Annotated in this window: 14 protein-coding genes; 10 read left to right on the forward strand and 4 right to left on the reverse strand. The window is 74.5% G+C overall.

Annotated elements, in window-relative coordinates:
* Positions 1–140 precede the first annotated feature (140 nt).
* Entirely contained in the window at positions 141–689 is a 549-nt protein-coding gene (locus ACFWJO_RS04365; RefSeq protein ID WP_386863302.1) for a hypothetical protein, read from the reverse strand.
* 271 nt (positions 690–960) lie between these two features.
* Between ACFWJO_RS04365 and ACFWJO_RS04370 the strand changes: the two genes are divergently transcribed.
* From ACFWJO_RS04370 to ACFWJO_RS04390, 5 genes are read left to right on the forward strand one after another with little or no spacing between them, the layout of a single operon-like run.
* Complete coding sequence (locus ACFWJO_RS04370; protein WP_386863303.1) at positions 961–1,596, forward strand: NADPH-dependent FMN reductase; 636 nt, start codon at positions 961–963, stop codon at positions 1,594–1,596.
* 15 nt (positions 1,597–1,611) lie between these two features.
* Positions 1,612–3,357, forward strand: a complete 1,746-nt coding sequence (locus ACFWJO_RS04375) for an ABC transporter ATP-binding protein (protein ID WP_386863304.1) — start codon at positions 1,612–1,614, stop codon at positions 3,355–3,357.
* A complete protein-coding gene (locus ACFWJO_RS04380) occupies positions 3,354–5,324 on the forward strand; it encodes an ABC transporter ATP-binding protein (protein WP_386863305.1) in 1,971 nt (656 codons plus the stop codon). The genes ACFWJO_RS04375 and ACFWJO_RS04380 overlap by 4 nt, the downstream gene beginning before the upstream one ends.
* Positions 5,321–5,641, forward strand: a complete 321-nt coding sequence (cutA, locus tag ACFWJO_RS04385) for a divalent-cation tolerance protein CutA (protein ID WP_386863306.1) — start codon at positions 5,321–5,323, stop codon at positions 5,639–5,641. Before ACFWJO_RS04380 ends, cutA begins: the two co-directional genes overlap by 4 nt.
* On the forward strand, positions 5,638–6,045 hold the full coding sequence (locus ACFWJO_RS04390) for a gamma-glutamylcyclotransferase family protein (protein WP_386863307.1): 408 nt from the start codon (positions 5,638–5,640) through the stop codon (positions 6,043–6,045). Before cutA ends, ACFWJO_RS04390 begins: the two co-directional genes overlap by 4 nt.
* Here ACFWJO_RS04390 and ACFWJO_RS04395 read toward each other — a convergent pair.
* The 3 genes from ACFWJO_RS04395 to ACFWJO_RS04405 all read right to left on the reverse strand — a co-directional run bounded on the left by ACFWJO_RS04395 (position 6,011) and on the right by ACFWJO_RS04405 (position 9,636).
* Complete coding sequence (locus ACFWJO_RS04395; protein WP_386863308.1) at positions 6,011–8,116, reverse strand: molybdopterin oxidoreductase family protein; 2,106 nt, start codon at positions 8,114–8,116, stop codon at positions 6,011–6,013. The two genes, ACFWJO_RS04390 and ACFWJO_RS04395, sit on opposite strands and share 35 nt — an antisense overlap.
* 72 nt (positions 8,117–8,188) lie before the next feature.
* Positions 8,189–8,878 (reverse strand): vancomycin high temperature exclusion protein, encoded by a 690-nt coding sequence (locus tag ACFWJO_RS04400; protein ID WP_386863323.1) that lies wholly within the window; start codon positions 8,876–8,878, stop codon positions 8,189–8,191.
* A gap of 32 nt (positions 8,879–8,910) precedes the next feature.
* Entirely contained in the window at positions 8,911–9,636 is a 726-nt protein-coding gene (locus ACFWJO_RS04405) for an aquaporin (protein ID WP_386863309.1), read from the reverse strand.
* 142 nt (positions 9,637–9,778) lie between these two features.
* On the opposite strand from ACFWJO_RS04405, the gene ACFWJO_RS04410 reads away from it, so the two are divergent.
* The 5 genes from ACFWJO_RS04410 to ACFWJO_RS04430 all read left to right on the forward strand — a co-directional run bounded on the left by ACFWJO_RS04410 (position 9,779) and on the right by ACFWJO_RS04430 (position 17,911).
* Positions 9,779–10,456 carry a hypothetical protein gene (locus ACFWJO_RS04410; protein WP_386863324.1) on the forward strand — a complete coding sequence of 226 codons (678 nt, stop codon included), beginning with the start codon at positions 9,779–9,781 and terminating at the stop codon, positions 10,454–10,456.
* Between the two features lie 119 nt (positions 10,457–10,575).
* Positions 10,576–11,427: a sirohydrochlorin chelatase gene (locus tag ACFWJO_RS04415; RefSeq protein ID WP_386863310.1), complete on the forward strand. Its 852-nt coding sequence runs from the start codon at positions 10,576–10,578 to the stop codon at positions 11,425–11,427.
* Between the two features lie 84 nt (positions 11,428–11,511).
* Positions 11,512–15,051: an NB-ARC domain-containing protein gene (locus ACFWJO_RS04420; protein ID WP_386863311.1), complete on the forward strand. Its 3,540-nt coding sequence runs from the start codon at positions 11,512–11,514 to the stop codon at positions 15,049–15,051.
* Between the two features lie 69 nt (positions 15,052–15,120).
* A complete protein-coding gene (locus ACFWJO_RS04425; protein WP_386863312.1) occupies positions 15,121–16,497 on the forward strand; it encodes a deoxyguanosinetriphosphate triphosphohydrolase in 1,377 nt (458 codons plus the stop codon).
* Between the two features lie 151 nt (positions 16,498–16,648).
* Positions 16,649–17,911 carry an NAD(P)/FAD-dependent oxidoreductase gene (locus ACFWJO_RS04430; protein WP_386863313.1) on the forward strand — a complete coding sequence of 421 codons (1,263 nt, stop codon included), beginning with the start codon at positions 16,649–16,651 and terminating at the stop codon, positions 17,909–17,911.
* Positions 17,912–18,047 lie beyond the last annotated feature (136 nt).

Genomic DNA, 18,047 nt, shown 5'->3' on the forward strand with positions numbered 1-18,047 from the left:
CCCACGCAGTCGGGGGTGGCGATCCCCCATCCTTTGTTGTGGTTGCTAGGGGGTGTGCCTCCTTTTGGTTTGTTCTTTGTTTTCCCCCCCCCGCCGGGCTGTGGGGGGCGCGCGGGGGGGCCAGGACGGTGGCGGTACGGTCAGCCGTCCTGCGCGCCGCTCGCCCGGCGCCGCAGGAGCCACGTACCGCCGACGGCGGCCGCGGCCAGCACCGCCGCGCCCGCCGCGACCTGGGTGTGGTCGGGACCCACGCTGCCGCCGATGCCGGTCCGCACGTGGCCGCTGGGGTTCTTGTGCTTGACGACGAGCTCGCCGCGGGCCGTCTTGCCGTTGTCGCAGGCCACGCTGATCCAGTAGGTGCCGGCCTTGGCGTGGTGCGGCACCGTGAACTGGCCGACCACGACCTCCTTGTGCGTGCTGGGGTTGAGCTGGAACTCGCCCGCGCCGAGCGAGTTCGCGTCGCCGACGCCGTGGCCGTGCTTGCCGCAGGCGAGGGTGTTCACGGTGACGGTGGTGCCCGGGTCGGCGGAGGAGGGGAAGACCTCCAGCGACTGCGAGTCGTGGTGCGAGTCCTTGCGCGGCTCGTTCTGCGGGTCGCCGTTCGCGTGGGCCAGGGGCGAGGCGAGCGCGCCGAGGGCGACGACGGCCAGCGCGGTTCCGGTGAGAAGGGGGACAGGGGTGCGGCGCATGGGGGCCTCCGTGGCGCGCGGACGGTCTTCCGGAAAGGGGCTTCCGTAGGACCGAGGTAAATGCGTGTACGCGCCCGGCGCCTGCTGATGGGGAATCAGAATTAGTCCGTCCGGTGCGGCGCGTCGCCTGGAATCCCGGCGTTTTCGCAGGTCAGGGCGGGTTACGAGGCGTCAGCTGACGGTCCGTGCCGAACGGGTGACCGGCGGCGGCGCGAAGGGCCGGAAATCGCCGCTTGACCTCAAGTGAACTTGAGGTCTCAAGATCCTCGACATGGACACCACGAACTCCGCCGCCACCTCCACCCCCGCCGCCGCTCCGGCGGCGCCCGCGCCCCCGCTGGACCTCGCCGTCATCGTCGCCAGCAACCGCGACGGCCGCTTCGGCCCCGTCGTCGCCGACTGGTTCACCTCCCGCACCGCCCAGCGCGAGGACTTCACCACCCACGTCCTCGACCTCGCCGACGTCGACCTGCCCACCGCCCTCTCGTACCGGCCGGGCCCCGCCGTCCGCGCCGAGCTCGACCGGGTGAGCCCGGTCCTCGCCGGCGCCGACGCCTTCGTGGTCGTCACCCCCGAGTACAACCACTCCTTCCCCGCCGCCCTGAAGTCCCTCATCGACTGGCACTTCGGCGAGTGGCAGGCCAAGCCCGTCGGCTTCGTCTCCTACGGCGGCATCTCCGGCGGCCTGCGCGCCGTCGAGCAGCTCCGCCAGATCTACGCCGAGATGCACGCCGTCACCGTCCGCGACACCGTCTCCTTCCACTCCGCCCAAAGCCGCTTCGACGCGGACGGCAGGCCCGTGGACCCGACCGGCCCCGACACCGCCGCCAAGACCATGCTCGACCAGCTCGCCTGGTGGGCCCGCGCCCTGAAGGACGCCAAGTCCGTCCGCCCGTACGCCGGTTGACCGGGAGGCACCGCCATGCTGCTGCGACTCGTCCTCACCTGGCTCGGCCCCCACCGGCCGGCGCTCGCGCTCCTCGTCCTGCTCCAGCTCGTCCAGAGCCTCGCCTCCCTCACCCTGCCCGCGCTCAACGCGGGCGTCATCGACGAAGGCGTCCTGCGCGGCGACACCGGCCGCGTGCTGTCCGGCGGCGGCCTGATGCTCGCCGTGACCCTGCTCCAGGCCGCAGCGGCGGCCGCCGCCACGTACACCGGCGCCCGGATCGCCCTGGGCATCGCCCGCGACCTGCGCTCCGAGGCCTTCCGCCGGGTCCAGGACTTCTCCGCCCGCGAGACCGCACGCTTCGGCACCGCGTCCCTCATCACCCGCACGACCAACGACGTCCAGCAGATCCAGACCTTCACCGTCCTGGTCCTGACCATGCTGGTCGCCGCGCCCCTGCTGTGCGTGGGCGGGCTCGTGATGGCCCTGCGCCAGGACGTGCCGCTCTTCCTCGTCCTGCTGCTCTTCGTCCCCGTGATGACCGGCTCCGTCGGTGCCGTCGTGCTGCGCATGCGGCCGCTCTTCCGCGGCATGCAGCGACGCCTCGACCGGGTCAACCGGCTGCTGCGCGAACAGATCACCGGCATCCGGGTCGTCCGCGCCTTCGTCCGCGACCGGCACGAGCAGCGCCGCTTCGGCGCCGCCAACGGCGAACTGCTCGACGTCGGCCTGCGCGCCGGCCGGCTGCAGGCCGTCATGTACCCGGTCGTCCTCGTCGTCTGGCAGGCCACCACCATCGGCCTCGTCTGGACCGGTGCCCACCGCCTGGACTCCGGCGCCCTGCAGCCCGGCGCGCTCGTCGCCTTCCTCGGCTACCTGCTCCAGATCGGCATGTCCGTGATGATGGTGACCTTCCTCTTCCTGCACATGCCCCGCGCCGAGGTCAGCGCCGAACGGGTCCGCGAACTCCTCGACACCACGCCCTCCGTCACCCCGCCCGCCGCGCCCCTGCCGCCCGCCGGCGACCCCGGCCGGCTCGACCTCGACGGCGTCGGCTTCCGCTACCCCGGCGCCGAGGAACCCGTCCTCACCGACATCACCCTCAGCGCCCGCCCCGGCCGCACCACCGCGATCGTCGGTTCCACCGGCAGCGGCAAGTCCACCCTCCTCGGCCTCGTCCCGCGGCTCCACGACACCACCGGCGGCCGGGTCACCGTCGGCGGCACCGACGTCCGCGACCTCGACCCGACCCTGCTCGCCCGTACGGTCGGACTCGTCCCGCAGGCGCCGTACCTCTTCTCCGGCACGGTGGCGAGCAACCTGCGCTGCGGGAGACCGGACGCCACCGACGAGGAGCTGTGGCACGCGCTCGGCGTCGCCCAGGCCGCCGACTTCGTCCGGGCGCTGCCCGACGGCCTCGACGCGCCCGTCTCCCAGGGCGGCACCAACCTCTCCGGCGGCCAGCGGCAGCGGCTCGCGATCGCCCGGGTGCTCGTCGCCCGGCCCCGGATCTACCTCTTCGACGACTCCTTCTCCGCCCTCGACAACACCACCGACGCGCGGCTGCGGGCCGCCCTCGCCGACGAGACCGCCGACGCCACCGTCGTCATCGTCGCCCAGCGGGTCTCCACCGTCCGCGACGCCGACCGGATCGTCGTCCTCGACCGGGGCCGCGTCGTCGGCGCCGGCAGCCACGCCGAACTGCTCGCGGACAACCCGACGTACCAGGAGATCGTCCGCTCCCAACTCACCGACGCGCCCCACGAGGAGGCCGCGGCATGACCACCTCAGCTCCCGCCAGGAAGGCCGGACCGGACGACACCGCCCCCTCCGCCGCCTCCCGCCGGCCGGCCTCGGGCGAGGCGGCGTCCGGGCACGGAACCGGCCGGGCGGCCCCCGACCGCACCCCCGCCCGCCTCGGACCCGCCGCCGCCCAGCGCGGCCCCGGCCTCGCCACGCCCGCCCTCGAACGCTCCCTGGACTTCCGCGCCTCCGGCCTGCGCCTGCTGCGCGTCCTCACGCCCGACCGCCCGCTGCTCCTCGCCGTACTCGCCGCCGCGGCCCTCGCCGTCGCCCTCAACGTCCTCTCGCCGAAGATCCTCGGCGACGCCACCGACCTCGTCGTCTCCGGCGCCCGCACGCCCGGGGGCGTCGACTTCGGGGCCGTCGGCCGGACCCTGGCCGCCTCCGCCGCCGTCGTCGCCGGGGCCGCAGTCCTCATCTGGCTGCAGCAGCGGCTCGCCACCACCGTCGTCCAGCGGGCCGGCCACCGGCTGCGGGCCCGCGCCCAGGCCAAGCTGTCCCGGCTGCCGCTGTCCCACGTCGACCGCCAGTCGCGCGGCGAGCTGCTCTCCCGCACCACCAACGACATCGACAACGTCGTCCAGACCCTCCAGCAGGCCTTCAGCCAGATGATCCGGGCGCTGCTCACGCTCGTGGGCGTGCTCGTGATGATGTTCTGGATCTCGCCGCTGCTCGCGCTCGTGGTCCTCGGCACCGTGCCCGTCTCGGTCGGCGTCGCGGGCTTCGTCGGCCGCCGCGCCCAGCCGCAGTTCGTGAAGCAGTGGTCGGTCACCGGCCGGCTCAACGGCCACGTCGAGGAGATGATCACCGGCCACGCCGAGGTCGTCGCCTTCGGCCGCCGGGCGGAGGCCGTCGCCCGCTTCGACGAGCTCGGCGAGGAGCTGTACCGGGCGGGCTTCCGCGCCCAGTTCGTCTCCGGCTTCATCCAGCCCGCCCTCACCCTGGTCGGCAACCTCACCTACGTCGTCGTCGCCGTGCTCGGCGGTCTGCGGGTGGCGAGCGGCAGCCTGAGCGTGGGAGACGTACAGGCCTTCATCCAGTACGGCTACGAGTTCAACGGCCCCGTCACCCAGGTCGCCGCCATGGCCAACCTTCTCCAGTCCGGAGTGGCCTCCGCGGAGCGGGTCTTCGCCCTCCTCGACGCCGAGGAGGAGACCCCGGACCCGGCAGCACCCGACCGCCCGGAGAAGACCCCCGGCCGCGCCTCCGGCCGCGTGTCCTTCGAGAAGGTGTCCTTCCGGTACGAGGAGGACAAGCCGCTGATCGAGGACCTGTCGCTCGCGGTCGAGCCGGGCCACACGGTCGCGATCGTCGGCCCGACCGGCGCCGGCAAGACCACCCTCGTCAACCTCCTCATGCGGTTCTACGAGGTCACCGGCGGCCGCATCACCCTCGACGGCGTCGACATCGCCAAGATGACCCGCGAGGACCTGCGCACCGGCATCGGCATGGTCCTCCAGGACACCTGGCTCTTCGGCGGCACCATCGCCGACAACATCGCCTACGGCGCCACCCGCGAAGTCACCCGGGCGGACATCGAGGAAGCCGCGAAGGCCGCCCACGCCGACCGCTTCATCCGCACCCTCCCCGACGGCTACGACACCGTCATCGACGACGAGGGCGCGGGCGTCAGCGCCGGCGAGAAACAGCTCATCACCATCGCCCGGGCCTTCCTGTCCGACCCCGTCATCCTCGTCCTCGACGAAGCCACCAGCTCCGTCGACACCCGCACCGAAGTCCTCATCCAGAAGGCCATGGCCCGCCTCGCCCACGGCCGCACGTCCTTCGTCATCGCCCACCGCCTCTCCACCATCCGCGACGCCGACGTCATCCTGGTCATGGAGAACGGCTCCATCGTCGAACAGGGCACCCACGAAGAGCTACTGGCCTCCGGCGGCGCCTACGCCCGGCTGCACGCGGCACAGTTCGATAGCGTGGCCGCGTGATCCTCACCGTCCTCACCACCACCGACGCCCGCGCCAAGGCCGAGGCCCTGGCGCGCGGCGCCGTCGAGGCCCGGGTCGCCGCCTGCGCGCAGATCACCGGGCCGGTCACCTCCGTCTACCGCTGGCAGGGCGCGGTCGAGACCGCGGAGGAGTGGCAGGTGGCGTTCAAGACCACCGAGGCCCGCTACCCGGCCCTCGAAGCCCATCTCCTCGCCGCCCACGACTACGACACCCCCGAGATCCTCGCGACCCCCGTCGCCCGGGTGAGCGCGGACTACGCGGCCTGGGTCGAGCAGGAGACCACGCCCGCCCCATGAGGACCGAGGAGCTGCCGTTCTTCGTGTACGGGACGCTGCGTCCCGGCGCGTACAACCACGACCGCTTCCTGCTCGGCCGTACCGGCGCCGAGGAGGACGCCGTGCTGCCCGGGGCGCTGCTGCACGACGGGCCGGGCTATCCGTACGCCGTCCCCGGCGAGGGCCGGGTGACCGGCACCCTCGTGACCGCCGCGCCCGGCACGTACGGCGAACTGCTCGGCGTGCTCGACCGGGTGGAGCTGCCCGCCGGTTACGAGCGGACCGCCCGCGAGACGCTGCGGACGCGCGACGGGGCGGCCGTACGCGCCTGGGTCTACGTCGCCGCGCCCGGTGCGCCGCTCGGGCCGGTCATCGCGTCCGGCGACTGGTTCAGGCGCGTTCCAGGCGGACCGCGCACACCTTGAACTCCGGCATCCGCGACACCGGGTCGAGCGCCGGGTTGGTCAGCGTGTTGGCGCGGCCCTCGCCGGGCCAGTGGAAGGGCATGAAGACGGTGTCCGGGCGGATCGCCGTCGTGATCCGGGCCGGTGCCACCGCCCGGCCGCGCCGCGAGACCACCGCGACGGGCTGCCCGTCGTCGACCCCGAGCCGCTCGGCGAGCCGCGGGTGCAGCTCCACGAAGGAGCCGGGCGCGGCCGCGTTCAGCTCGGCGACCCGCCGGGTCTGCGCGCCCGACTGGTACTGGGAGACGACCCGGCCGGTCGTCAGGACCACCGGGTACTCGGCGTCCGTCTCCTCCGCCGCCGCCCGGTGCACGACCGGCACGAACCGGGCCCGCCCGTCGGGCGTGGCGAAGCGGTCGAGGAAGAGCCGCGGGGTGCCGGCGTGGTCAGGCTCGCCCGACCCGGTCTCCGGGCAGGGCCAGAACACGCCCTGCTCGTCCTCGATCCGGCGGTAGCTGATGCCCGAGTAGTCGGCGGGCCCGCCCGCCGAGGCGCGCCGCAGCTCCCCGAAGACCTCCTCCGGGTCGGTCGGGAAGCCCTTCTCCCAGCCGAGCAGCGCCGCGAGCCCGTGCAGCACCTCCAGGTCGCTGCGGACGCCGGGCGGCGGGGTGAGGGCGCGGCGGCGCAGCAGCACCCTGCCCTCCAGGTTGGTGGTGGTGCCGGTCTCCTCGGCCCACTGGGTCACCGGCAGGACCACGTCGGCGAGTTCGGCGGTCTCGGACAGCACGACGTCGGCGACGGCCAGGAAGTCCAGGGAGCGGATCCGCTCCTCGACGTGCGCGGCGCGCGGCGCGGAGACGACCGGGTTGGAGCCCATGAGGAGCAGGGCCTTCACCTCGCCGCCGAGGGCGTCGAGGAGCTCGTACGCGCTGCGCCCGGGCCCCGGCAGCACGTCGGGGTCGACGCCCCACACCCCGGCGACGTGCGCGCGGGCGGCCGGGTCGTCGAGCTTGCGGTAGCCGGGCAGCTGGTCGGCCTTCTGGCCGTGCTCGCGGCCGCCCTGTCCGTTGCCCTGGCCGGTGAGGCAGCCGTAGCCGCTGAGCGGCCGGCCGGCCTTGCCGGTGGCCAGGCACAGGTTGATCCAGGCGCCGACGGTGTCGGTGCCCTTGGACTGCTGCTCGGGGCCGCGCGCGGTGAGCACCATGCCGGTCTCCGCCTCGGCGAACATCCGTACCGCCTCGCGGAGTCGGGGCACCGGGACGCCGGTGATCCGCTCCACGTGCTCGGGCCAGTGCGACATGGCGCCGGCCCGGGCGGCCTCCCAGCCCTCGGTGCGGGCGGCGACGAACTCCTCGTCGACCCGGCCCTCGGCGACGACGAGGTGCAGCATGCCGAGCGCGAGCGCCAGGTCCGTGCCGGGGCGCGGGGCGAGGTGGAGGTCGGCCTGCTCGGCGGTGCGGGTGCGGCGCGGGTCGACGACGATCAGCCTGCCGCCGTTCTCCTTCAGCTCGGTGAGGTAGCGCAGCGCGGGCGGCATGGTCTCGGCGAGGTTGGAGCCGACGAGGATCACGCAGCCCGTCTTCGGGATGTCCTCCAGGGGGAAGGGGAGTCCCCGGTCGAGGCCGAAGGCCCGCTGGTGGGCGGCCGCGGCGGAGGACATGCAGAAGCGGCCGTTGTAGTCGATCTGCGAGGTGCCGAGGACGAGCCGGGCGAACTTGCCCAGCGTGTACGCCTTCTCGTTGGTGAGGCCGCCGCCGCCGAAGACCCCCACGGCGTCGGAGCCGTGGTCGGCGCGGGTGCGGTGCAGTCCTTCGGCGACGGCGGACAGGGCCTCCTCCCAGGTGGCGGGCTTCAGCGCCCCTGTGTCAGGGCAACGGACCAGGGGCTCGGTGAGCCTGACCCGGGAGGAGAGCACGGCGGGTGCGGTGCGGCCCTTGCCGCACAGCGCACCCCGGTTGACGGGGAAGTCGGTGCGGTCGACCACCTCGGCCGGCAGCTCTTCCGAGGCTGCGGGCCGCAGGTTCATGCCGCACTGGAGGGCGCAGTAGGGGCAGTGCGTGGGGACGGCGGCGGCGGTGGTGACCTCTGACATGGACCGAGGATGTCTCGCCCGTGTTACGGGCGGGGTCGCGCCGCATTACGGGCACGGTGCCATGCGCTCAGGTCAGCGGCCGGCGGCGGGTGAGGCCAGGGCCTTCGTCACGCCGTTCTCCCGCTCGCCGAGGAAGTGCGGGTCGGGCCGCAGGGCCGCGTCCAGGGCCGCCTTCCCGGCGGCGGCGAGCTCGCGGGTGGTGCCGTAGTACCAGGTGGCGTCGTGCGGCTCGGCGACGCCCACGCCGTACGACTCGACGCCGGCCGCGCCGCACAGGGCGACGGCCCGCTTGATGTGGAAGTCCTGGGTGACCAGGACGGCCCGGTCGACGCCGAAGATCTTCTTGGCGCGGACGCAGGAGTCCCAGGTGTCGAAGCCCGCGAAGTCGCTGACGACCTTGTCGTCGGGGACCCCGCGGGCGGCGAGGTAGGTGCGCATGGCGCTGGGCTCGTCGTACTCGGTGCGGCTGTTGTCGCCGGTGACGAGGAGGACCCTGACCTTGCCGGACCGGTACAGCTCGGCGGCGGTGTCGAGCCGGTGCGCGAGGTACGGGGTGGGGCGGCCCTTCCACAGTCCGGCGCCGAAGACGACGGCGACGTCCTGCGCGGGCACGTCGGCGGCGGTGCTCAGGCGGTCCCCGGCGGTGAGGTGCATCCAGGTGGCCGGGGCGAGGGCGAGCACGGCGCCGAGCATCACGGCCTGGACGGCGCGGCGGCGCCCCCGGGTGGTGCGGGGGAGGCGGGGCAGGCGGACGCCGCGCATGGGGTGGACCTCCGTGGTCGGGGAAGGAGTCGTCACTCCGTCCGACGCTGTTCGACGGGCTGCGGTTCGCTCGCGGCCCGATCGTCTCCGTACAGCAGTACGGACAGGGCCATCCCGATCAGCATGCCGAGCAGCTGCGCCGCGGCGAAGGCGGGCACGGAGCCGGGCGCGATGCCGGTGAAGGAGTCGGAGAAGGCCCGGCCGACGGTGGCCGCCGGGTTGGCGAAGGAGCCGGAGGAGGTGAACCAGATGGCCGCGCCGATGTAGCCGGCCACGGCGACCGGGGCGAGCGAGGGCCGGCCGATGCGGCGCAGGCCCTGGACGACGAGCACGAGCCCGGCGGTGGCCACGGCCTCGCCGAGGAGCAGGTGGAGCTCGGCGCGCTGTTCGGTGGCCAGCACCGCTCCGGGTGCCCGCCCGAACATCGCCTCGGCGAGCAGCGCGCCCGCGACCGCGCCGGCGAGCTGGGCGGCGATGTAGGCGACGGCCTCGCGCCCGCCGTCCCTGCGGCGCTGCGACCACCACTCGGAGAGGGTGACCACGGGGTTGAAGTGGGCGCCGGAGAGCGGGCCGATGAGGGCGATGAGCAGGCCGAGGCCGATGGCGGAGGCGAGGGCGTTGGCGAGCAGCCGGACACCGATGTCCTGGCTGAGGGAGTCGGCGCGGATGCCGGAGCCGACGACGACGGCGACGAGGGAGGCGGTGCCGGTGAACTCGGCGAGGACGCGTCGGGGGAGCGGCGCGGGGGACATTCTCATAGCGGAAAAGATATTCCGTGATTCGGAACGAAAAAAGAGGGGAGGGAAAGGGGTGCGACATCCGTACGATCCGCTGGTGATCACCGATGCCGCCCTCCTCCTCGACGCCGCCGTCCGCAACAACGCCGACTGGTGCGACACCATGTGCCGGGCCCACGGCCTGACCGGCGCCTTCGGCGCGCGGGCCTGGACCAGCCCGCGCCGCGGTCCGCTCTACTACCCGGACGCCGTCACCCTCACCGAGGAGGCCACCGCGGACGACGTCCTGACCGGCATCGACCGCACCGCCCCCGGCGCGTCCGTCAAGGACAGCCACGCCCGCCTCGACCTCGCCGCCGCGGGCTTCCGGCTGCTCTTCGAGGCGTCCTGGATCCACCGCCCCGCGGACCTTCCGGCCCCGCCGGCCACCGGCGACTGGCGCCGCGTCCGCACTCCCGACGAGCTCGCCGCCTGGGCCCTCGCCTGGAGCGGCGGCGACGCGGACGAGGCGGCGCTCTTCCGCCCCGCGCTCCTCGACGACCCGGCGACCACGATCGTCGCCGGCCACGCCGCCGACGGACGGATCCTCGGCGGCGCCGTCCTCACCGAGTCGGCCGGCGTCACCGGCGTCTCCAACCTCTTCACGGCCGACGGTCCCGAGGGCCCCGACGGCGCAGAGGGCCCCGACGGTCCTCCCGCCTCCTATGCCTGGGCAGGCGCCCTCGCCGCGGCCGCCCCCGGCCTCCCGGTCGTCGGCTACGAGGCGGGCGACGACCTGGACGCGGCGCTGGCGGCGGGCTTCGAGCCGCTGGGCCCGCTGCGGGTGTGGCTGGACGCGTGAGCGGGACGTACGGGAGGGGTGCGGGCCTGACGACCCCGCCCGTCCCGCCGTGAGGCCGCGGCAAACACCCGTGACCCGTGCGAAACGGCCAGGCAACCTGGCACCGGCAGGATCGGCGCATGACGACGTACGAGCCGGAATCCCTCTGCGACAGCAGCGCCGCCGGCCTGCTCGGGCGCATCGGCAGCCGGGCCGGCGACCGGCTCGGGCGGGTCCGGCCCTTCGCCGCACGGCCCGCCGCACCCACCCTCATAGCCGTCGGGCACGGCAGCCGGAATCCCCGCGCCGCCGCCACGCTCCGGCTGCTCCTCGACCGGGTGCGCGAGCTGCGCCCCGGGCTCGACGTACGGCTCGCGCACATCGAACTCGACGAGCCGCTGCTCACCGACACCCTCGCCGGACTCGCCGGCCGGGACGCCGTGCTCGTCCCGCTCCTCTTCGCCCCCGGCTACCACGTCAAGCACGACCTGCCCGCCGCGCTCGCCGCGGCGCCCGCCGTACGGGGCCGGATCGCCGAGCCCCTCGGCCCGCACCCGCTGCTCGTCGAGGCCCTCGCCGACCGGCTCGCCGAGGCCGGCTGGACGCCCGAGGACGGCACCTCGCCCGCCACCGGAGTGGTCCTCGCCGCCGCCGGCTCCCGCGATCCCGAGTCCGCCGCCGACATCCGCCGGATCGCCGGCCGGCTCGGCGACCGCCTCGGGGGAGTGCCGGTCGTTCCCGCCTACGCCTCCGCCGCCGCACCCACCGTCCCCGAGGCCGTCCGCGCGCTCGCCGCCCGCGGCCGCCACCGCGTCGCCGTGGCCTCCTGCTTCACCGCTCCGGGCCTCTTCGCCACCCGCGCCGCCACCGCCGCCCCCTGGCTCGCCGCCGCCCCGCTCGGCGCCCATCCGGCCCTGGCCCGCCTGGTGGTGCACCGCTACGAGGAGGCACTGGCCCACGCGCCGCACCGGGAACTCCTCGCCGCCCGGTGAGCCCGGCCACGTACGGCCGGATCCCGTCACCCTCCGTCCCACGGCTGGCTATCGTCAGGCCCTCGGGACAAGGGGGGTTGACGCGTGCGCGGTGCCGTCAAAGGGGTGTCGCTGGCCGGAATCGCCGCGGCCGTGGCCGTGTTGGCCTCACTGGCGGCCAACGCCGCGACGTCCGAGGACCGTTGGCCCGGTGTCCTCGACCTGATCCGCCGGCAGCCCTGGTGGTGGGTGGCCGGACTCGCCGCCGTCGCCGTCCTCGTGGCCGTCGCCCTGGCCTGGCGCCAGGAACGCACCGGCGCCGTGGCCACGGACCTGCCCCCGCCGGCCCAGCCCGCCGTCCCCGACTGGGTGGTCGACCGCGCCGAACGGGCCCGTACGGTCAAGGCGGTCTGCCGCGGCCGCACGGTCGCCATCACCACGTCCCTGGAGGGCGCCGGCGGCTTCGGCAAGACCGTCCTGGCACGCGCCGTCGCCGCGACCCCACGCGTCCGCCGCCACTTCCGCGGCCGCATCTACACCGTCACGATCGGCCGCGACGTCCGCGGCCGGGCCGCCATCGCCGCGAAGGTCGCCGAGGCCACCCGGTTCATCACCGGCGACACCACCGCCTTCGACGACCCCGGCCTCGCCGGCGACCACCTCGGCCGCCTCCTGGACCAGCGGCCCCGCACCCTGCTGCTCCTCGACGACGTCTGGGACGCCGAACAGCTCGAACCGTTCCTGCGCGGCGGCGCCCGCTGCGTACGGCTCGTCACCACCCGCGTACCCGGCGCACTGCCCCGCGGCACCGAGCGGGTGCGGGTCGACCAGATGTCACCGGACCAGGCCCGCGCCGTCCTCACCTGGGAACTCCCCGCCCTCCCCGAGCCCCTGGTGCGCGACCTCCTGGAGGCCACGGGCCGCTGGGCACTGCTGCTGCGCCTCACCAACCGCCTGATCGTCCGCCGGATCGCCACCGGAGCGGACCCGGCGGCCGCGGCGACGGAGACGCTGCGCGTGCTCGGCGCCCACGGGCCGGCCGCCGTGGACACCGACCACGCCGCGTTCGACATGGACGATCCCGCACGGCGGTCCCGGGCCGTCCGCGCGACCGTCGAGGCGGCCAGGACCCTGCTGCCCGAGGGCGGCCCGCGGCGCCTGGCGGAGCTCGCCGTCTTCGCCGAGGACGAGTCCGTCCCCGTACCGCTGGTCGCCCGCCTCTGGGCGGCCACCGGCAGCCTCGCCGAGCACGAGTCGCGCGCCCTGTGCGGCGAGCTCGACCGGCTGTCCCTGATCTCGCTCACCGCGGAGCTCGGCGGCCGGATCACGATCCACGACGTGCTCCGCGACTACCTGCACAAGGAGTTGGGCGAGCCGGTCGCGACGGCCTTGCACGGCACCCTCGCCGACGCCGTCGGACCGGTCCCCTGGGAGACAGACGAGGACATCCGGGGTTACGTCCTGGACCATGCCGTCGAGCATCTGCTCGCCGCCGGGCGGACGGTCGAGGCCGGTCGCGTCGCGTGCGACCTGCGCTGGATCGAGACGCGGCTGCACCAGCGCGGGCCCATGGCGCCCTGGGCGGACCTGGCCACCGTCCCCACCCACATCGCGGCGCGCCTGGCCGACGGCCTCACCCGCACCGCCCACCTCCTCACCCCCACCGACCCGCCCGAGCTCCTGACGAACGTCCTGCACAGCCGCCTGGCCTCGCTCCCGCTGTGGCGTGACCGGATCGCCGGCCGGCAGGCCGACCCCGAGATCGCGGCCCGGCCGCTGCTGATCAACCGCCGCACCCCGCCGGACCTCCCCGAGCCGGCGCTCCTGCGCACCTTCCTCGGCCACACCGGCCCCGTGTGGTCCGTGGGCGTGACGCCCGACCCGGAAACGGGCCGTCCGTCGCTCGTGACCATCGGCGACGACGGCATGGCCCGCGGACTCGACCCGGAGAGCGGCGGCCGGCTCACCCTCGACGTACGCGACGCCGGCCGCTTCAGGGCTCTCGCCGTCTCCCCGGACGGCAACGTGATCGCGACGGCCGGACCCGGCCGCACCGTCCAGCTCTGGTCACCCCACCGCGGCACGCCGCCGAAGCTCACCCTCGGGCCGGTCGGAGGCCGCGGGGCGACCTCGGTGCGCGCTCTGGCGGTCTCCGGCGCCCGCATCGCGACCCTCGCCTCGGACCGCGCCCTGGACGTCTGGAACGCCGACACGGGGGAGCACCTCGCCTCGGCCACCCCGTGGCAGGTCGCGCAGCCCACCTGCGTGACCTTCGCCCGGGACCACGAAGCGCTGGTGATCGGCAATGGCCGGGGCGCCGTCGTGCCGCTGTCCCTCGACCTGCTCCACCAGGAGCCGCACAACGCCATGGTCGGCCCCGCGGTGAGCGCCGTCGCCATCGCGCGGGACGGCAGGTGGACGGTCTCCGGCGACGTACTCGGCGCGTTGCGGATCCGTGAGGCGGGACCGCCCCACGACGAGTGGAGCATCGCCGCGCACAACGGGCCGGTCACCGCCGTCGCGGTGTCACCGGACGGCAGGTGGCTGGTGAGCGGAGGCGAGGACGGCACCGTCGCGGTCTGGGACCGGCGGACGCGCGAGCGCCGTGCCCGCTACGCGGCTCATACGGGCCGTGTCCACGCCGTCGCTATCGTTCCCGGCGGCGACCGGCTGATCAGCACCGGCGAGGACGGAACGGTCAAGGTCTGGGACAGCGCCGGGCCCGAACGGGTCGGGTCCGGCGACCCCGAGGGGATGCGGACGGTCACCGCCGTCGACGGCGGCGGACGGCTGGCCGTCGTGCACCGCGACGGACGGATCCGGCTCTGCGACCCGCTGGGCGAGACCTGGACGGACCCGCTGTCATCACCGAACGGGAGCCACTACGACGGGCCGATTGCCTTCGACCCACGCGGAGGTGTGTACGCCGTGGGCCACCTGTTCCGGGTCGAGGTCGGCAGCATCGATCCGTCGTCGGCGGCGGGTCATACCGTCCTCCGGCTCGGCGGCACCGTCTCGGCGAAGGCCCTCGCTCTCGCCCCCGACGGCACGTGGATCGCCGTCGTCGACTCCGAGGGCTCGCTCCAGCTGTGGGACCGTTCCTCGGAGCGGCGGACCGCCACCCTGCCCGGCCCGTGGGGCGCCGACGGCCGGCCGCACGGCATCGTCATCGCACCCGACGGCACGTGGCTGGCCGTGCTGCGCCACCGGCCACGGTCCGGTCCGGCACGTGACGAGAGCCTGGTGCAGGTGTTCCGGCCCCGAGCGGGACGGCGATCGGCCGACCGGCCGGTCGACCTCCGGTACGACGGCCTGATCACCTCCCTGGCCGTCACTCCCGACGGCACCCGCCTCCTCACCGCCTCCGCCACCGGCACGGTCAGCTTCTGGGATCCCCGTACCGGTACCCCGCTCTCCTCCTTCACCGACCCGGACGGCCCCGTCAACAGCCTCTCCGTCTCCCCCGACGGCAAGTGGATCGCCACCGCCGGCGCCATGCTGCGCGTCTGGGACGCCGCCGCCGGTCGTACCGTCGCCGGGATCCGCGCCGAGACGCCGCTCAGCTCCTGTGCCTGGCTGCCCGACGGCCGGGGCCTCGTCGCCGTCGGTGAACGCGGCCTCTACTCCCATGAGTTCCGGCCGTGATCCGGGGACGGAGCCGGCCCGAGTCGCGTCCTTGCCCCAGTTGTCCGTCCCGCCCGTTACCTTCGGTGCATGGAAGGCATCACGGAACCCAAGGACAACGGCAACAGCGACAGCGACAGCAACGACACCTACACCGCCACCGGCATCGGCACCGGCAATGCCACCGACACCCCCGGCTACGACTCCGACGCCACCGCGCGCTGGGCCGCCGAGCCCGACAAACGGCCCGGGCGGACCGCCTTCCAGCGTGACCGGGCGCGCGTCCTGCACTCCGCCGCGCTGCGCAGGCTCGCCGGGAAGACGCAGGTCGTCACGCCCGGCACCCGCAGCCAGGCCTGGGACGCCAGTCCCCGCACCCGGCTCACCCACTCCCTGGAGTGCGCCCAGGTCGGGCGCGAGCTCGGGGCCGCGCTCGGCTGCGACCCCGATCTCGTGGAAGCGGCCTGCCTCGCCCACGACATGGGGCACCCGCCGTTCGGGCACAACGGCGAGCAGGCGCTCAACGACGTCGCCAAGGACTGCGGCGGCTTCGAGGGCAACGCCCAGTCGCTGCGCCTGCTGACCCGGATCGAGCCCAAGCGCTTCATCGCCGACCCCGTCACCGGCGAGCCGCACAGCGTCGGGCTCAACCTCACCCGCGCCGCCCTCGACGCCGCCACCAAGTACCCCTGGACCCGCGGCGGCCACCCCACCGACCCCGGGTCGAACAAGTTCGGCGTGTACGAGGACGACCTGCCCGTCTTCGAGTGGATCAGGGCCGGCGCGCCCGCGCACCGCAAGTGCTTCGAGGCGCAGGTCATGGACTGGTCCGACGACGTGGCGTACTCGGTGCACGACTTCGAGGACGGCCTGCACGCCGGCCACATCGACCCCAACATGCTGCTCGCCGAGCCCGAGCGCGCCGACATCTGGGCGGTCGCCCTCGGCCGCTACGTACCGGAGGACACCGACCCGCAGGAACTCGCCGACGCCCTCGACCGGCTCGTCGACCAGGAGTGGTGGCCGCACGGCTACGACGGCTCGGCCGTCGCCCAGGCCCGGCTGAAGGACGCCACCAGCCAGCTCATCGGCCGCTTCTGCCTGGCCGCCGAGGGCGCCACGCGCCAGGCCTACGGGTCGGGGCGCCTCACCCGCTACGGCGCCGAACTGGTCGTCCCGCGCGAAACCCGCAACGAATGCGCCGTCCTCAAGGCCGTCGCCGACCGGTACGTGATGCAGCGCGCCGAGCAGGAGGCCCTGCGCGCCGACCAGCGGATCGTCGTCGCCGAGCTGGCCGAGGCGCTCGTCGCCCGCGCACCCGAAGGGCTCGAACCCCAGTTCAGGGCCATGTTCGTCAGCGCGCCCGACGACCGTTCCCGCAAGCGGGTGATCGTGGACCAGATCGCCGCCCTCACCGACGCCTCCGCCCGCGCCCTCCACGCCCGCCTCCGCACCCCCCGCGGCTAGCGGCAAGGCACGGGGCCGTTCGCCCTCTTTCGTCATCCGGGCCGGTGCGGGACCCTCGCATGCACGTCCCGGAGGCGTCCCGAGGCGGAACGGCCCCGGCCGGGCCCGGGGGCGTAGCGTAGGGAACCGGTCGCAACGAGGAGGAATCAACGTGGTCGACGCAGATCAGACCTTTGTCATCGTCGGCGGTGGCCTGGCCGGGGCCAAGGCGGCGGAGACGCTGCGTGCCGAGGGGTTCAACGGCCGGGTGATCCTCATCGGCGACGAACGCGACCACCCCTACGAACGCCCTCCGCTGTCCAAGGGCTACCTCCTCGACAAGGACACCCGGGACTCCGTCCTCGTCCACGAGCCCGCCTGGTACGCCCGGCACGACGTCGAGCTGCACCTCGGCCAGACCGTCACCGCGATCGACCGCGACGCCCGCACGGTCCGCCTCGGCGACGGCACCGTCATCCGCTACGACAAGCTGCTCCTCGCCACCGGCGCCGAGCCGCGCCGCCTCGACGTCCCCGGCACCACCCTCGCCGGCGTCCACCACCTGCGCCGGCTCGCCCACTCCGAGCGGCTCCGCGACGAGCTGCGGGCCCTCGGCCGGGACAACGGCCACCTGGTCATCGCGGGCGCCGGCTGGATCGGCCTGGAGGTCGCCGCCGCGGCCCGTACGTACGGCGCCGAGGTCACCGTCATCGAGACCGACCCCACGCCGCTGCACCGGGTCCTCGGCCCCGAGCTCGGCCAGCTCTTCGCCGACCTGCACACCGAGCACGGCGTCCGCTTCCACTTCGGCGCCCGGCTCACCGAGATCACCGGGCAGGACGGCATGGTCCTCGCCGTCCGCACCGACGACGGCGAGGAGCACCCGGCCCACGCCGTCCTCATCGCCATCGGCGCCGCCCCGCGCACCGCCCTCGCCGAGAACGCCGGGCTCGCGCTCGTCGACCGCGCCGACGGCGGCGGCGTCGCCGTCGACGAGTCGCTGTGCTCCTCGGACCCCGACATCTTCGCGGCCGGCGACGTCGCCGCCCACCACCACCCGTTCCTGCAGCGCCGCATCCGCGTCGAGCACTGGGCCAACGCCCTCAACGGCGGCCCCGCCGCCGCCCGCGCCATGCTCGGCCAGGACGTCTCCTACGACCGCGTCCCGTACTTCTTCACCGACCAGTACGACCTCGGCATGGAGTACTCGGGCTGGGCGCCGCCCGGCTCGTACGACCAGGTCGTGGTGCGCGGCGACGCCGGGAAGCGCGAGTTCATCGCCTTCTGGCTCAAGGAGGGCCGGGTGATCGCCGGCATGAACGTGAATGTGTGGGACGTCACAGACCCGATCCAGAAGCTCATCCGCTCCCGGGCGCAGGTGGACACCGAGGCCCTGGCGGACCCGTCCGTACCGCTGGACAGCCTTCTCCCGTAGGGCCTGTCCGGCGGACCGGGGCCAAGGGCTGTCCCGCCGGTCGTGGGGGGGTCGCGGCGCCCGGCACAGTGGGCGGACCCCACCGAAGTCCCCCCTTGTAGGAAGGAGCAACAAAGACAACATGAAAGGGGTGCGG

Source organism: Streptomyces sp. NPDC127092 (assembly GCF_042722475.1).
In the GTDB taxonomy this organism is placed as follows: Bacteria; Actinomycetota; Actinomycetes; order Streptomycetales; family Streptomycetaceae; genus Streptomyces.

Excerpts from the sequence above, each read along its gene's own strand:
- ACFWJO_RS04400 (WP_386863323.1), bottom strand. The coding sequence starts at position 8,878 with ATGCGCGGCGTCCGCCTGCCCCGCCTCCCCCGCACCACCCGGGGGCGC.
- ACFWJO_RS04415 (WP_386863310.1), top strand. The coding sequence starts at position 10,576 with ATGACGACGTACGAGCCGGAATCCCTCTGCGACAGCAGCGCCGCCGGC.
- ACFWJO_RS04425 (WP_386863312.1), top strand. The coding sequence starts at position 15,121 with ATGGAAGGCATCACGGAACCCAAGGACAACGGCAACAGCGACAGCGAC.
- ACFWJO_RS04405 (WP_386863309.1), bottom strand. The coding sequence starts at position 9,636 with ATGAGAATGTCCCCCGCGCCGCTCCCCCGACGCGTCCTCGCCGAGTTC.
- ACFWJO_RS04395 (WP_386863308.1), bottom strand. The coding sequence starts at position 8,116 with ATGTCAGAGGTCACCACCGCCGCCGCCGTCCCCACGCACTGCCCCTAC.
- ACFWJO_RS04365 (WP_386863302.1), bottom strand. The coding sequence starts at position 689 with ATGCGCCGCACCCCTGTCCCCCTTCTCACCGGAACCGCGCTGGCCGTC.
- ACFWJO_RS04380 (WP_386863305.1), top strand. The coding sequence starts at position 3,354 with ATGACCACCTCAGCTCCCGCCAGGAAGGCCGGACCGGACGACACCGCC.
- ACFWJO_RS04390 (WP_386863307.1), top strand. The coding sequence starts at position 5,638 with ATGAGGACCGAGGAGCTGCCGTTCTTCGTGTACGGGACGCTGCGTCCC.
- ACFWJO_RS04375 (WP_386863304.1), top strand. The coding sequence starts at position 1,612 with ATGCTGCTGCGACTCGTCCTCACCTGGCTCGGCCCCCACCGGCCGGCG.
- ACFWJO_RS04410 (WP_386863324.1), top strand. The coding sequence starts at position 9,779 with ATGTGCCGGGCCCACGGCCTGACCGGCGCCTTCGGCGCGCGGGCCTGG.
- ACFWJO_RS04370 (WP_386863303.1), top strand. The coding sequence starts at position 961 with ATGGACACCACGAACTCCGCCGCCACCTCCACCCCCGCCGCCGCTCCG.